The sequence below is a fragment of the Alistipes sp. ZOR0009 genome (assembly GCF_000798815.1).
Lineage (GTDB): Bacteria > Bacteroidota > Bacteroidia > Bacteroidales > ZOR0009 > Acetobacteroides.
The window spans coordinates 151356-166401 of the sequence record NZ_JTLD01000014.1 but is presented as its reverse complement, the minus strand read 5'-3'; the positions used below and the strand labels follow the sequence as shown (position 1 = coordinate 166401).

At 45.3% G+C, this 15046-nt stretch carries 8 protein-coding genes; 1 reads left to right on the top strand and 7 read right to left on the bottom strand.

Annotated features, from left to right (window positions below; translation table 11 throughout):
* Window positions 1–248 precede the first annotated feature (248 nt).
* Complete coding sequence (locus L990_RS04945; RefSeq protein ID WP_047446091.1) at window positions 249–1031, bottom strand: class I SAM-dependent methyltransferase; 783 nt, start codon at window positions 1029–1031, stop codon at window positions 249–251.
* Window positions 1032–1600: 569 nt separating this feature from the next.
* On the opposite strand from L990_RS04945, the gene L990_RS04940 reads away from it, so the two are divergent.
* On the top strand, window positions 1601–2689 hold the full coding sequence (locus L990_RS04940) for a TolB family protein (RefSeq protein ID WP_081981598.1): 1089 nt from the start codon (window positions 1601–1603) through the stop codon (window positions 2687–2689).
* Window positions 2690–2936: 247 nt separating this feature from the next.
* Here the strand turns inward: L990_RS04940 and L990_RS20330 are convergent, their stop codons facing one another.
* From L990_RS20330 to L990_RS04910, 6 genes are all read right to left on the bottom strand, one after another.
* The gene (locus L990_RS20330) at window positions 2937–3107 is read right to left on the bottom strand and encodes a hypothetical protein (RefSeq protein ID WP_231562244.1); all 171 of its coding nucleotides are present in this window, start codon (window positions 3105–3107) and stop codon (window positions 2937–2939) included.
* The gene (locus tag L990_RS04935) at window positions 3104–3850 is read right to left on the bottom strand and encodes a DUF6261 family protein (protein ID WP_047446087.1); all 747 of its coding nucleotides are present in this window, start codon (window positions 3848–3850) and stop codon (window positions 3104–3106) included. The genes L990_RS20330 and L990_RS04935 overlap by 4 nt, the downstream gene beginning before the upstream one ends.
* A gap of 1414 nt (window positions 3851–5264) precedes the next feature.
* Window positions 5265–7529, bottom strand: coding sequence for a GH92 family glycosyl hydrolase (locus tag L990_RS04925; RefSeq protein WP_047446083.1), 2265 nt, complete (start codon window positions 7527–7529; stop codon window positions 5265–5267).
* Window positions 7530–8261: 732 nt separating this feature from the next.
* Window positions 8262–11558 carry an alpha-amylase family glycosyl hydrolase gene (locus tag L990_RS04920; RefSeq protein ID WP_052180741.1) on the bottom strand — a complete coding sequence of 1099 codons (3297 nt, stop codon included), beginning with the start codon at window positions 11556–11558 and terminating at the stop codon, window positions 8262–8264.
* Window positions 11559–11799: 241 nt separating this feature from the next.
* Complete coding sequence (locus L990_RS04915; protein ID WP_047446081.1) at window positions 11800–13404, bottom strand: SusF/SusE family outer membrane protein; 1605 nt, start codon at window positions 13402–13404, stop codon at window positions 11800–11802.
* A 21-nt stretch (window positions 13405–13425) separates the two neighbouring features.
* Complete coding sequence (locus L990_RS04910; protein ID WP_047446079.1) at window positions 13426–15045, bottom strand: RagB/SusD family nutrient uptake outer membrane protein; 1620 nt, start codon at window positions 15043–15045, stop codon at window positions 13426–13428.
* Between the last annotated feature and the right edge of the window lies 1 nt (window position 15046).

The following is a 15046-nucleotide window of genomic DNA, read 5'->3' as shown; positions in this document are numbered from 1 at the left end:
AATAAACTGATAACAAAAGCACTATAACCATTAATAATTCCATAAACGAAAGGTTTGCTTCCGGTATTTCGGAAGCAAACCTTTCCTATAAATACGGTATGGCTTGGGTTGGCATCAGCAATCTGCCGTCCTACGAGTAGGGTATATTTCGAAAAATTAACTTCACCCTACTAGTCGGATAGAATAATCCCCTCACTACAGCACCCTATAGCGGACCTTCGGCCAACCACCATTGCTATACAAAGCACCTAACCCAAAAAGTTTACCTTACCAATATAAAATACGTAGCCATAAAACTCCTTATACTTATGGTAGAGCTCGGCCTCGCGGCGTTCGTTGGCAACAAGATCCTCTGCGGTCTTATTCCCTTGGTGTCTACGCAAAAAGTCGGGCTGCATTGCTGCCTGAGGAACATAAAAATGCTCTATCCAGCAGCTTTCGGGCAGCGTAAAGCAGGCTACTGGCGTATAGCCAGCACGCTCCATCTGAGCAAGCTTATTCGAAATGGTATCTATCTCAGGGTAGGCATCGAGCCAAAACTGGTTAATCTCATCGGGACGCTCGTTAGTAAACCACGATGCCTCCGTAACGGCAATGTAGCCACCTACCTTAAGAAAACGTCGCCACTCGTTCAATCCGCGCTCAAAGCCAATGTTGTAGATTGCTCCTTCCGACCATATTAAGTCGAGCTCGCCATCGCCAAAAGGAAGGCTATCCATGTTGCCAACAGCACCGGTTACCCGACTATCTAGCCCCATCCTACGGGCGTTAGCGTTGAGCCCATCTACAAATAGGGGAAAAAGATCGATCCCGACTATGCTACCCGGGGCATTCTGCGCAAGTACAATGGTTTGACCACCTGTACCACAACCAACATCCGCAATGCGCGATTGGGGCGTTAAGCCATCTATAAAGCTTAATGCCTTAACGGTAACCTCCGGACTGCCGGGCCCTTGACGCTCTATACTCGAAAAGTATTCGCAGATTAGGCTGAAATCGAACTCGTGAATTGATTTATTTTCGTTACTCATGATATTTAATTTTAAAAGTCGAACTCGAAGCACAGGGATTTGATGTAGCCCCCTTTTTAGCCTCAAGCTATGAAAGATATGGACATGAAAAGAACTCGGGCAAAATATGCCAGAGCCTAACTAGGGGATAACCTTGGCAGAACACCAAAGGTTATTTACCTCACCAAATCCTTCTTTAAATTAAACATCCAACGTTTTTAGAGAGAGTAAAGGTAGCTACTTAATTTGAATTGCGGCCTATAAAACGATGAAAAATAGACGTGTAAATTCAACTTGTGTGGCTGTTTTGTTTATTAAAAATTGCTTGTAGCTTTAGGGAGTAAGTAAACCTACAGGTTTGAAGGTTTCGTAAAATATAAAGTAGCCAGAGCGAGCACCAAAACCATAGCGGCATAGTAACGGTCTGCCAACCTCGCAAAGATAGAAGCACCTTATGCGGCAGCGCAGCACTGCATGGAGAGGCGACCATCTTTCAAAACGTGACAGTACCCAACATGTAAGCGCTGGCAGGTGCCATGCACTCGTTAAGTACTAAATAAAACAAATTGTTGCCCACTAACTATCAACCAATGAAAGCCTACCCTATTCGTACCATCGCCCCCTGTAGCCATAGCACAGCACGGGCAACGACCAAGATTGCGCCATTTTCGGCAATGCTACTGCTGCCTATTCTGATATTTTGCCTCGCCTCCTGTACCAGCATGCCCAGCAGCTTGGGCAACCCATCGATACAACGGGGCGATTATCTTGGCGAGCATACCCCAACTGATAGCGCCCTGCTTTTTGCCCCGCATTTAGTGTCGACAGGTGCAAACGAGCGCGACTTGGTAGTAGCCCCCGATGGTAAGGAGCTCTTCTTTTGCCGCGAGGTGGGCGGCTTTAGGTATAACGCCATCCTCCACACCACCCAAACAAACGGAAAATGGACAAAGCCGGAGGTTCTTCCCTTCTGTAGGGATGCAGCATACAAATACCTAGAGCCTCATCTTTCACCAGATGGTAGCAGGTTGTACTTTGCCTCGAACAAACCGACAGGTACCAGCAAGGAGGAGAACTTTGATATATGGGTATCGGATAAAAAGGACGGACAATGGGAACAACCAACCAACATTGGGGCACCTGTAAATACCAGCAGCAGGGAGTTCTTCCCATCGGTAACTGCAGATGGCACCATCTACTTTACCCATTTAGACACTGCAGCAAAAGACGAGTACATATACCGCTCGCGCTACGTTAATGGCCGTTACCTGCAACCCGAAAAGCTGAGTCCTAATGTCAACATGGGTAAAGGCCGATTTAATGCGCTCGTAGCCCCAGACGAAAGCTACATTATTGTACCCGCCTTTGGCATGCCCGACAGCTACGGAGGTACCGACTACTACATCGTATTTAGAGATTCGCTAGACAGGTGGAGTAAGCCAATAAACATGGGCAACAAGGTAAACAGCGACGATGGGAAGGAGTGGTCGGCCTCGCTATCACCCGATGGAAAGTACCTCTTTTTTATGTCGGCACGCAGAGGTAGCAACCACATAGATGAGCTAAGCGCCGAAAGTATCGACCGCTTTTACCGCTCGCCACAAAATGGTAATACCGACATCTACTGGATAGGCACCGCCTTTATAGAGGAGCTTCGCAGAAAGGCTCAATTCGAGTAGCAAAAAAAGATGGTAAGCTGCTAGCATGGCAATATCTGCAGATACCACACACGCCCTAGCTCCCCTATCGCCTACACCTGTACATCCTACGGTTTAGGTATAGGGGTAGTAAAAGGAGACTAGTTACACCCTACTCCCCACAAGTAGCCACCAAAAAGGCAGAAGCATAAAGAACAAATACAGTTTCTGCGCTATTGTAATGGCAACGGTCTGCCATGCCAAGCCCCTCTTTAGTACATCCCCCTTTTCAATTAATCGGCAGTACCCCATCACCAAGTGGATTTACTCTCCCAATCCGTAAAAGGCGGCATTCGAGCACCAAAGCAGGTAGCCAACCTCCTGCAGCACCACCTTCAACGTAAAAAAGGGGGCAAAGCCCCCCTCTTCCTAAGTCCCCATTGCATAACATCTTGTTCACATAGATCGCTTTTTCTTTTCCTCACGTTTTTTCTTAAGGTTAGCCTGACGAACAGCCTCTGCCCTTTCGAACTTAGCATTATGAATAGCTACCTTACCATTCAGCTCGACCCACTTACCGCTTTTGTCCTCGCTAGCCTGCGTCTCTATAAAGGTGATAACGTTACGAGCTGCTGTAATAAAGTTGTTACGAATGCTGGAGGCCGATACGTGCTCGTCCTGCTCCATATTCTTAGCAATACACTGAAGGTAGCTAGCCTCGCAGCTGGCATCGTCGTCGAGGAGCTGCTGAACCTTGTTTTCCAACTTCAGAACAGCTATCGCATCCACATTCTGCTTCTGCTTTAGCTCCTGAATAAAGCTGGCTATCATACCTGTTGCACCGCTGTACGACGTTCTGGAGAACTCGGGGCTATACCTCAAAAATAGCATATTAAGCAGGGTAGCCGCATTTCGTTCAGCATCAATATTAGAGTTAAGATTGCTTTTAATGGCAAAATTTATAGCATGGTACGATTTACTGCGTGCGCGAACATTGGCGCCCAACTTCACAGTAAACGGATTCTTACGGGCCTGCATGTGCCCTTCGTCTAGTAACATGGAAACATCCAGATACCTCTTGTATGCGTTAGATGCTTCCAGCTCGGGAAGATTTGCTGCTTTAAGGATGCCTCTAAGGTCCTTATTAAAACCCACCAGGGAGTTTAGCAAGCATTTACGTAAAAACGACTGGAATTTATTCATTCGTCACGTTTTAAAAAGATGAATACAAAAAGAATGGTATACAATGGGAACAAAGTTGCAAACGAAAGCGGCATAAGCCCTTTTACATGGCGCCTGCACCTACGTGTAGGATACACGTGGCAGCCTATGGAGCAAATTTCCTCGTAGAGAAGAAATGGTAAGCTGGCCGTAAGGCCAACATCAGCTAACCGTACATTAGAAGCCATAGCACAAGCTCGACAATTAAAAGTTTATACCCAGTAAGACCATAACGGCTAGCGATGCGGCGGCATGCGCCAAGCCCTACGGTTTAGCGGTAGCCCAGGCAGAAGGAGCCTTCTGCAACAAAGCCCTTCGCCATGTAGAATCACCTTTAATGGAAATCTCCGGCTCCCCCGTTCGGAACGTACTACCGATGCCGGATCTACAAAAAAAGAAATTCCTTAACCGAGACTAACCAACGTCTTACTATATAAATAGCTGTTTTACCTCAATATGAGATGCAAATCAGACCTACTACATCACTTTTACCCTTAAGCAGCGTTGCAAGAGTACCTTGCTCCTTCTTTTTACCTACCTACACCGTTGCAAGTAGACATTTTGTCATGAATTGGCCATTTACTCTGTTGCAAATAGCCCGTTGGCTACCTATTTACCCATTTGCAACGTTGCAAATGGCGCAACCGCCTCCGTTTTTCGATTTGCAACGTTGCAAATCGTGCTTTTGCCTCCATTTTACCTATTTGCATTGTTGCAAACGGATATTTTGTCAGAGTTTATCCATTTGAACCGTTGCAAATGGCCCGTTGGCCATCCATTTACCCATTTGCAACGTTGCAAATGGTGCTACCGCCCCTCTTTTGCCTACTTGCATCGTTGCAAACCCCAATACAAGTAGTACGAAAGAACTTTGAACGCCTATGCTTGGATGCTTTTGCCTGCCAACCGTTCTTTGCTGGGTAACAAAACCATCTCCGACACCTCGGCTATGGGTAGGTAGCGGATAAAGCCTCACTCCTACCACTTCTAGCCTACAAAAGTTTGCTGCATTTAAGCGTTGCGGCAGCCAAATGTGCCCTTGCAATCCTGATAGTTGGCCTACTTACTGATATAAAAACCCAAGAATTTAAAAGATGGTAATTTTTGTTTTGTGAAATTTTATTAAACATATTATGCCCAAAGGTTCCTCATAAACCACTATTGCTGTAGGCATTATAAAAGCAGGCAGGCAGAACAAAAAGCTGTAAACAGCCGCATCAAAAGAATAAATTAACTGCCTTTTGGTATGCGAAGCTATTCGAGTAGCACATTCCCCTTTGCAGCGAGCCAAAATCCGGTGCCATAAAATACGACGAGAGGCTTTCGCCGCCAGCAAACGCTGACGAAGAAAGCCTCTCGCGGCTATTTGTACCGAGGCATACGCCTCGAAGTGTGGCTACTTAAAGGTTTGGTAGCTTGGCTGGCTTCCCATGGTAACCTCCAGCGTGCCTCCTGCAACCAAATCGGCATGGCTAAAGAATGGCTGGCTTAGCGGCTTGCCGTTAAGCGTTACCGACTGGATATACTTGTTTTGGCGGCTATTATTCTTGGTAACAACGCTAAACTTACGGCCGTTGCCTAAGTTGATGGTAACGTTACGAAATAGCGGGCGGCCAATGGAGTATACCGGCTTACCGGGACAAACCTGATAGAATCCGATGCTATTGAGAATGTACCACGACGACATCTGGCCGCAGTCCTCGTTGCCCGCCAACCCGTTTGGCGCGTTAAAGTATAAGCTCTGCATTACGCTATCGGCCAAGGCCTGAGTCTTCCAAGGCTGTCCCACGTAGTTGTACAGATGCGTAATATGGTGGCTGGGCTCATTACCGTGGGCATACTGGCCAATAAGCCCCGAAATGTCGGCCGATACGGCATGTCCCTCTATTTTTGATTTGGCAGCAAACAGGGAGTCGAGCTTACCAGCAAAGGCCTCCTTTCCGCCCATTAGCTGCACCAGCCCATCTACATGGTGAGGTACAAACCATGTCCACTGCCAGGCATTTCCTTCGCAGTAGTCGTCGTTGCGGTGGTTAGATGCGGCAGGATTGAATGGAGTACGCCAGCTGCCCTGCGAATCCTTGCCTCGCATAAATCGGATAGAAGGATCGAAGTAGTGCTTATACCCTTCGGCCAGCTTGGAGTACTTGCTGTGCACCTCCTTGTCGCCTAAGCTATCGGCCAAGACCGAAATACACCAGTCGTTGTAGGCATACTCCAGCGCCTTGGCAACCGACTCGTTATCCTTATCGCAGGGCACGTAGCCAACCTTATTTTTCCAGTACTTGGCCTGCGGCATCAACCGAGGAAGCACCAAACGGGGGCAGTTTATATTCGAGGTGTCGTATTCGGCAGTACGAACGCCTGCCTTTAGCGCCTCCTTGGCATCAAAGTTTCGGTATCCCTTAACGTACGAGTCGGTAATAACCGATACGGCGTGGTACCCAAGCATCTCGCCCGTTTCGTTACCGCCAAGCTCCCACATGGGGAATACTCCCTCCTCCTTATACTTCTGGATAAGCGAGCGAATGAACGCCTGGTTAATCTCCGGATCGATAATTGTTTTAAGCGGATGGAAAGCCCTAAAGGTATCCCAAAGCGAAAAGACCGTGTACATCGGATCGTTGGCATTGCTCTGGCGCACCTTCAAATCCATACCCAAGTAGCGGCCATCTACATCGCTAAACAGGTTTGGGCTTATTGCTGTATGGTATAAGGCCGAGTAGAATATTGTCTTCTTGTCGTTATCGTCTGTTTTAACATCCACCTTCGAAAGGTAGTCGTTCCACATGGCGCGGGCGGTTGTCTTTACCCCATCAAAATCCCAGGCAGGGATCTCTGCCTCCAGGTTCTTCTGCGCTCCGTCCATGTCAACCGCCGATATGCCAATCTTGGCATACACCACCTCATCCTTCGAGGTGTTGAAGTGCAGCAGCACCTTGGCCGTAGGAAGCAGGCGTCCGCCCTTGTCTAAGGGCATAGAGTCGGTAACCATGGTATAGGTAAACGGCTTCGAGAACTTTATGTAGAAGTTGATATACTGGTCAAAGGCCCAGTACATTGTTTTCTTTCGGCCCCTAATCTCGGTATCGCTAATCACCTCCAAGGTCATTTCCTTGTTGGTTTGGCGCTGTAGGCTGTAGTCGAAGTCGAGGATAAAGCCGGCATCCTTGCTGGCGGGGAAGGTATAGCGGTGGATTGCCGCCCTCTTGGTGGCGGTAAGCTCTGCCATCACCTTATACCTATCGAGGAATACCGAGTAGTATCCCGGTTCGGCCTTCTCGTTGTTATGCGAGAAGGAGGAGGCGTAGGCCATCTGCTGGCTTTGCGAGCCCATCGAGTGGTACTCCTGCTTCCCAACGGTGGGCATCAGCAGCACATCGCCGTAGTCGCAGCAGCCCGTACCGCTTAAATGGGTATGCGAAAATCCGTTGATGGTGGAGTCGGGATAGTAGTAGCCCGAGCAGGAGTCCCACTCAAAAATACGCGTATCCGGACTAGGTTGAATCATTCCGTAGGGAACCGTAGCCCCCGGAAAGGTGTGCCCATGCCCGCCCGTCCCGATAAACGGGTTGACATAATCGGCATACTCGCTCTTAACTCCGGCGCATGCGCTCAGCGCAACAACCGTGGCAGCGACATATAGTCTTCCAAACTTCATGGTATATAGATAAGTATTATTTCAATCTACTAGTAGTACATATATCGAGCTATTGCTACTAACGTGAAAGAGGTTTTTATTTCAAAAAAATCAGCAGAGGCTTGCCCTGCATGCACAAGCAAGGCATAAGGCCTTGCATAGCGAGCTTAAAGATATCCATTACCACAAAAACTACAATAACATAAGTTCGATCTTATAAAACATGCGCAAAACAAACGCTACCATACCCGCGAAAGCGAATAGCCCATTAGATTAGCAGTGCCAAGCCTTATGAGATCCCGGCCTTCGCCGGGATGACAAGCAGTAGCTGCTCCCAGAATTTTCAATATCAAACTCGATCTATAACAACAAGCCCCCAACATGCGGCGGCAGCAGAAACCACAGCCCTCAGCAGTAGCACAAACGTAGCATCACCACATTAGATGGGCAAACCTACGTAACCTATAGAAATGCAAGAGATTGAAATAAGGAGAAGGTAAAAAAATTGGGAAACGTAGCTCTATAAGTATCGTATTAATTTAAGGAGCATAAAAGGGAATACACCTAAGATGAATAAGATTAGCAATAGCGAATTTCGAAAAGCAGCTCTGATATATCCTACTATAATAAAGCAAAGGGAAGCCTCCGCAGTGGTAAACGCATTGCAATGCTCCATACCACCTTAAAGACTTCCCTCGCCCCTATTTTTGCTCTAATGTATGTTTAACGATAAGCCATCGAATGGCTATCCGTTTAAAGAATTACCAGCTTCTCCTTTAGGTTAACTCCGCATCCTGAAATGCGAATCAGGTATATTCCACCACCTGCTGCCAGCTCTGCCGTATTTAAAGGAACCAAGTTATCTCCCTTAGCTACGCTTACCTTTTTATTGGCAATAACGCTTCCGTTGGTATTAAGCACCTGTATGGTTACTGCACCACCCTCGGCTGCAACAATGTTGAAGCTAACGACGCCCCCTGCAGCTACTGGGTTTGGACCAAACTTGTTGGGCAGCATCTTATACTTCACCTTAACAGTAATGGTAGAATCTACCACCAAAGTGGTGTTTGATGCCACAAAGCGAAGCTTTAGCACCTCGGCTTTAGTGGTGTTATAGGTGTAGGAAATGCTACTTACACCTGTAGCCACCTCTGTTCCATTTAGAGATAGCGCTATGGCCGAAGAGTTGGCCGATGCCGCCACCTGAATCTGATCTCCAACAAAAAACTCCTGCTTATCAGCTGGCGATACAATCTTCAAGTCGACAGGATTATCGGTTACGGTAATGGTACGCGTCTTTTCTTCGACGTTACTACCCAACGTGGCCACCACCTTTATGGTGTAGGTCCCTGCCTTAACTACGGTGTAGCGGTAGTCTACATTTGCACCAAAATCGGCCACCTTAACATCATTCACAAATAGCGTTACCTTCGATGCGCTAGAGGTTGCCTTGATGGTAATAACGTCGTCTACCTTGTACGACGAAGCCTCGGCAGGCGATAGTATTGACAGCTTTAATGGAACAAACAACCGCTTGCTAGTAAGCACATGGAACTGCCCTGGCTTTAGCATAGTGGTAATCCGACCATTTGCTATTTGAATAGAATCCTTTGCAAAATGGCTGTAGTAGTAACCGCTGCCAGCAACTGCCACCTGAATTGGACGCTCCACCACATCGAAGTTAGCCATGGTGATAACATCCATATCGCTATCATTCAGCTTTACGTACTTAACAGCCCCAGCTAGGCTATCCTTAAAGCTGCTAGTCGAGAATGCGGGGTAGGTATTTCGAAGCTGATTCATCTGCTCGAATACCGACTTAAGCTCCATTCGTGATTTGTTCTCAGCATTCTGGTTGTACTTTGTCCAAAATGTAGGTTTTGGGTTAGTTCTACAATCGTTGCTTATAGAACCATTTTCGCAGGTATTAATCGAATAGTCATAGCCCAACTCCTGCCACTGCCAAATCATTTTGGGCCCGGGAATGGAGAGGAATATGGCCGCTAATGCGGAATGTCTTTGGTTGGCTGTTGCCAAATTCTTTACGTTGTAAGCACCGTTGGTTGCCCCATAAGCCTGCTGCTTAAAGGAGACGCGCTCCTCGTCGTGGCTTTCCATATAGGCAACAACGTTAGGTTTACTCCATCCTCTTTTGGCATATGATGCCCACGAAAGATCAGACTTTGTGCCCTCGTTATACCCCATAGCCGCCTCGCACGAGCTGTTATTCATATTTCCCCAAAGCAGAATGCCTGCATTTGCCAGCTCCTTTTCCTCCGAGTTGTCGGTTAAATGCTCCAGTATCACAAAGGCATTAGGGTTGCGCTTCTTGATCTCGGCATCCATTCTTTTTAAAATGGCAATACGAGAGGCATCGTAAGCCCATCCGTCACCCGCCTTTTGCGTAAAGCCCTTTGTGAAGTCGAATCGGAAGCCATCTATCTTAAATTCCCTCATCCAGTAGGCGTTAACCGAATCGACAAAATTTTTGGTATACTGGCTTTCGTGGTTAAAGTCGTACCCCCAAGCGTAGGCGGTATTGGGAGAGTCGACATTATACCAAGGGTTATTTGGGGTAACCTTGTTGGTTGTATTATCGTAGTAAAGCTGCACAAGCGGAGATAATCCGAAGCTATGGTTCAAAACCATATCCATTATAACGGCTATTCCCTCTTTGTGGCATTCGTCAACAAATCGCTTAAGATCGTTTGCTGGCCCATAATACTTATCGACGGCAAAGTAGAAGCTTGGGTTGTACCCCCAGCTGTTGTTTCCTTCGAACTCATTAACGGGCATCAGCTCTATGGTATTTATGCCTAGCTTTTTAAAGTAGCTAATTGTATCGGTAAGCGCCTTAAAATCGTGCTTGGCTAAAAAGTCCCTCAAATGCACCTCGTAAACATTTAGCTTAGCAGCTGCTGAAGGGGTAAAGCTCTTTGTTTGCCAGGTATAGCTGGCTGGATTCATCCTAAAAGAAGAGACGATGCCGCTAGTTAATCCTGCTGGATATGCGGGCATATTGGGGTACGTTTGGCTGTCGATATACTTATCGTTCCAAGGGTCTAGCACTAAGCTTGAGTAGGGATCTGCAATCTTCACCTTTCCATCAACCAAGTACTGGTAGCTGTAGTCCACATTATTCCTTAACGTATCAACTGAAATCCAGAACTTGGTCCCATCTGGGGTTCTTTTCATCGCAAAATTACCTGTTGCAGCAAAGCCGTTGAAACTGCCAATTAAAGAGCAGAACTTCTTATAGGGAGCTTCGAGCACAAAAGTCGCCTTTCCATCGGCAATATTTAGCCCCGGACGGCAACCCGCAGGCAGCTCCTCTACCACCGGCTGACCTACCACATTTACAGAAATAGACTTTTCTTCGGTCAAGTTCCCTTCCTTAGCAACCGCCTTTAAGCTATACTGCTTTGCGGCATTAGGAATAAAAGAGTAGGACAATGAAGATGTAGAAGAGGATTTTACAAGCATATTATCCACAAATAGATCGATAGATGATGCATTGGCCGTTGCATTCACGGCTATTGACTCCCCCACTAAGAAGGTTGCCCCGTCGTTCGGATTGCTCAACTTGAGGGCTATCGCATTTGTAAAGACATCTACAAAAATATCTCCACCAGAGCTAGTCTTTCCAGTTTTAGAACCATCGGTACTTCGAAACACTATTGCCACCTGCTTAATCTGCTCTCCTGCAGGAACCCCAAAAAACGAACGAATGGAAGGTGCTATATCCAAAGAGTAGGTAGTAGAGCCAGTTCGTGTCATCTTGCACTCTGGCTTATTGGTTGCCCAATCAGCCTTCACGTACTTCCAATCCGATCCGCTAGTACTCAGGTTGGTGATTACACCAATATGCGCGTATACATCGCCAGCATAGCCATTAAGGCCACCGTTACCTTGCGATGCATCAAACACTATTTTCACCCCTTGAGATTCGATGGCTGGTGTAGGAATAGTGGTAACCTGACCAGATGCTGCCTTAACCAGTACAACAAGTAGGGCAAGCACTAAAAATCTGATTCTAAAACAATATTTCATAGTTGATAGAAAATGTAAGTCCGCGTTTCAAATGAAAATTGCAATGCAGCAGCAAAGATGCTGCAAGTACAACTTGTGCATCAAATTGTACGTCATAAAGTGTAAAAGAGGCCAATGTTGTAAAAAAGTACAGGCAGCCCATTACATGACTGCCTGTGATAGTTTTTTTACATTAAAATGTTTACCTGCAAAAAATATGGAGTTAGATATCTAAAAGACATACCATTGCAGCTCTATTTATTTACTTTTTAGTAACAGTTGCCGTATTATTGGCAGGATTAAGTACTACGGTATAAGTACCTGCTGTAATTTTTAGATTATCGCCTCCTTGAGTTAAGCCTGAAAGTGCACCACCTAGATTTATCTCCCAAGATGCATCCCAACGGAATTTAAACTCGCCATCAGTAAGCGTAATATCTATACTCCACAACTTGGTTACAGGATCGTAGTTCATAATAGTACCCTTATCCCAACTTCCAGGAGTTGCACTACCAATTATTTCCCAACCTGACTTCACAAAAGTGCTAGTCAACTTCTTTGTATCAACATTAACATGATACCAACCAGCGTAAGCGATGGTAATATCTTTAGAATCCTTAGCATTGATAGTAAACGAAGCATTAGAATGATCTGCGTTCCAAGCAACATCTGTTGACGATGGAATACCAATCCATGTACCACCATCAAAATACTTAAACTGAGTATTAGCAGGGAAGTAGAATACACCACTATAGGTAAAGTCCCTAGCAGGAGATGTTACCTTATAGCATGTAGCAGCAGCAGGATCCCAACCTTGGTAGCTACCAGGTAAAAACATCTCTGCACTAGATTGCTCTACGGTGGTTTCTACAAGCGTATAGGTAGGCTTATCGGCATTACATAAATCAAGAGTTACAATGTAAGCGTGAGCTTTCATTACTTTGATATTAGAACCATTAGGAACAACGGCTCCTGCAATTTCTCCTTCTTTATCTTTTAATGCACCTAAATTAATCCCCCAGTTAGAATTAGCTCTAAACTTAAACTCTTTATTTAGAAGCGTAGTAACCACCTTCCAAACACGGGCATTGGCATCATAATCCATCTTAGTATCACTACTCCAACCTCCTGAAGTCGCATCTCCAATAATAGCCCAAGATAGTGGTTCAGATTGAGTCAGATTACCAGAAGCATCAACAGTAATTTCGTAAAATCCCTTCTTTGCAACAGTACCTGTTGTTTTAGAAAGCACTTTAGTAACATCCTTACCATCTACAACCTTATAAGATAAACGGTCAGCATCAAAATAAGCGTAACCATGATAAACTCCATCGGCATCTGGATCACCAATCATGAAGGCAGACGTATAATCCCAATCAGGGTGGGAAACTGCTATATAGGCAAAATTCCAATCGACAGCTTTAGGATCGTAAGGTTTCGCTTTAAATGACAAACTATTAGAGGCAGGACCATTTGCATAGTCGTAAGCCTTAACATCTAAAGAAATAGTAAAGTTGTATGTTTGACCGGGGTAACCACCAACCTTTGCCATCCATGCATTCATCTGAGCATTAGTAAGCTGAAGTTCTGCATTACCAGTTTCTCCAATTACCACGCTTTTTTTGCTATCGGTATTAGTTAAAACAACGCTGTAATTCACCACAGCAGAAACCCCAAAATCGGCACGAGCCCACTTTATAGTTGGAAATGCTTGGGTTGCATTATCTTTATTAAAAACAAACTCCGTTTTTGCTAGAGGCTGAAACTCTGCAGCCTTTCGAAGCTCCAAGATAGGATTAGTTTCGTCATCACAAGATGCTAGGGCAAACAACCCCAACATAAGCGTATATAAAAATATCTTCTTCATTTCTTGTTCTGAATTGTGTTATTAATTGTACCCTTCGTTTTGAGTCAAATTGGTATTTGTACCCATGTCGTCAGAAGGAATTGGGAATACCTTAAAATAAGACTCTACGGCTTTCCCGTTTTTAACTCCACCCTTCCAAGGCCATAGATAGTCTGCAGAAGTGTATAGACCAAAACGAACCAAATCAGTACGACGCTGAGCTTCGAAAAACAACTCACGGCCACGCTCGTCTATAATAAAATTCAAATCAAACTGAGAGTCTCCAATAGGAGCGGCAAACTTATCGGTATACGCTCTTTTACGAAGATCATTTACGTATCCAAGAGCAATTGCTCTACTACCACCTTGTCCACCTCTTAGTACAGCCTCAGCATAGTTTAAGTAGATCTCACCTAGACGGAACAGCGGAAAGTCAACGTAAGCTTCTTTTGAAGCAGGTAGTGACTTATCCTTATTTACATTATAGAATTTAGTTACAGGAATACCATTATTCTTGAAGGTATTCTCATCGTCTATTTCAATGTTAGTTGTATGCTCTACGCGAAGCATTGCCATACGAGAGTCAGATGCGCTCGCATCCTCTTTTGTAAACAAACGGTATAATGACGACTTTGCGCGTACCCCTTGCCAAGCACCTTTTGCATTGGTTTCTTCTTGGGTAGCAGCAGCACCCCAACATAAGAAGGCTGTCATCCCCCCCCAAGTCATCGTTTGATCACCATCGTAACGAATAGGGAAAATCATCTCCTTCGAAAGATGGTTGTCGGCCTTAAACATATCGCCATAAACTGGCTCTAGAGCATAACCTACCTCAATTACTTTCTTTGAATAGGTAATACTTTCTGTATACTTATCAACACCTACATAGGTTTTTGCATTTAAGTATAAGCGAGATAGCAAAGCCCAAGCAGCAGCCTTATTAGCATGCCCGTAGTTTGAGTTAAAACCAACTACTGGATCACGAAGATCTTTTTCGCAAGCAACCAGCTCCTTTTCTATCCATACAAAAAGATCAGCCGCCTTAATTTGCTTAGGAAGAATACTCCCAATAGGACTATTTTCATCCACAAAAGGAACGTTACGGTACAGATCTAATGCATACTCATAAGTCATTGCACGAAGAAAACGAGCTTCAGCCCTATACGTTTTAATTGTAGCTTTAAGTTCATCACTACAACCTCTAGAGTTCAACTTATCGTCGCTTGTTTCTCGAAGAAAAGCGTTAGCAACATTGATTTGATAGAAAAGACGATAATAAGATCCCTTAATCCAAGGGCTAGAAGAACTCCATGTTATATGATTAAACTCAGGAATTCCAACATCGTTCCATGCACAATGCGCCATATCAGATGACAGTTCCTGCATATTCCAAAGCACACGTAAAAACGATGCTTGGCTACCACCATCAATTCCTGCTACATCTTGATCTGCATCTCCGCCACTGTTTCCTCCTATTGCCATGCCTGCATATATTTTAGCAAGACTTTGATCGTACGCACTCTGCGTATTACCGAAAACAACTTCAGAAACTAGTTCGTCTTTATCAAGCGGAATTGTATCGAGATCGTTCACGCAAGAAGAAAATCCCATCATTACAAGTAATGCACCAGGAATAAAATATTTAGATTTTATAGTATTCATG

What these genes read in the sequence shown, in the direction of transcription:
- L990_RS04945 (WP_047446091.1), bottom strand. Translation starts at nt 1,031, where the DNA reads ATGAGTAACGAAAATAAATCAATTCACGAGTTCGATTTCAGCCTAATC.
- L990_RS04940 (WP_081981598.1), top strand. Translation starts at nt 1,601, where the DNA reads ATGAAAGCCTACCCTATTCGTACCATCGCCCCCTGTAGCCATAGCACA.
- L990_RS04935 (WP_047446087.1), bottom strand. Translation starts at nt 3,850, where the DNA reads ATGAATAAATTCCAGTCGTTTTTACGTAAATGCTTGCTAAACTCCCTG.
- L990_RS04925 (WP_047446083.1), bottom strand. Translation starts at nt 7,529, where the DNA reads ATGAAGTTTGGAAGACTATATGTCGCTGCCACGGTTGTTGCGCTGAGC.
- L990_RS04920 (WP_052180741.1), bottom strand. Translation starts at nt 11,558, where the DNA reads ATGAAATATTGTTTTAGAATCAGATTTTTAGTGCTTGCCCTACTTGTT.
- L990_RS04915 (WP_047446081.1), bottom strand. Translation starts at nt 13,404, where the DNA reads ATGAAGAAGATATTTTTATATACGCTTATGTTGGGGTTGTTTGCCCTA.
- L990_RS04910 (WP_047446079.1), bottom strand. Translation starts at nt 15,045, where the DNA reads ATGAATACTATAAAATCTAAATATTTTATTCCTGGTGCATTACTTGTA.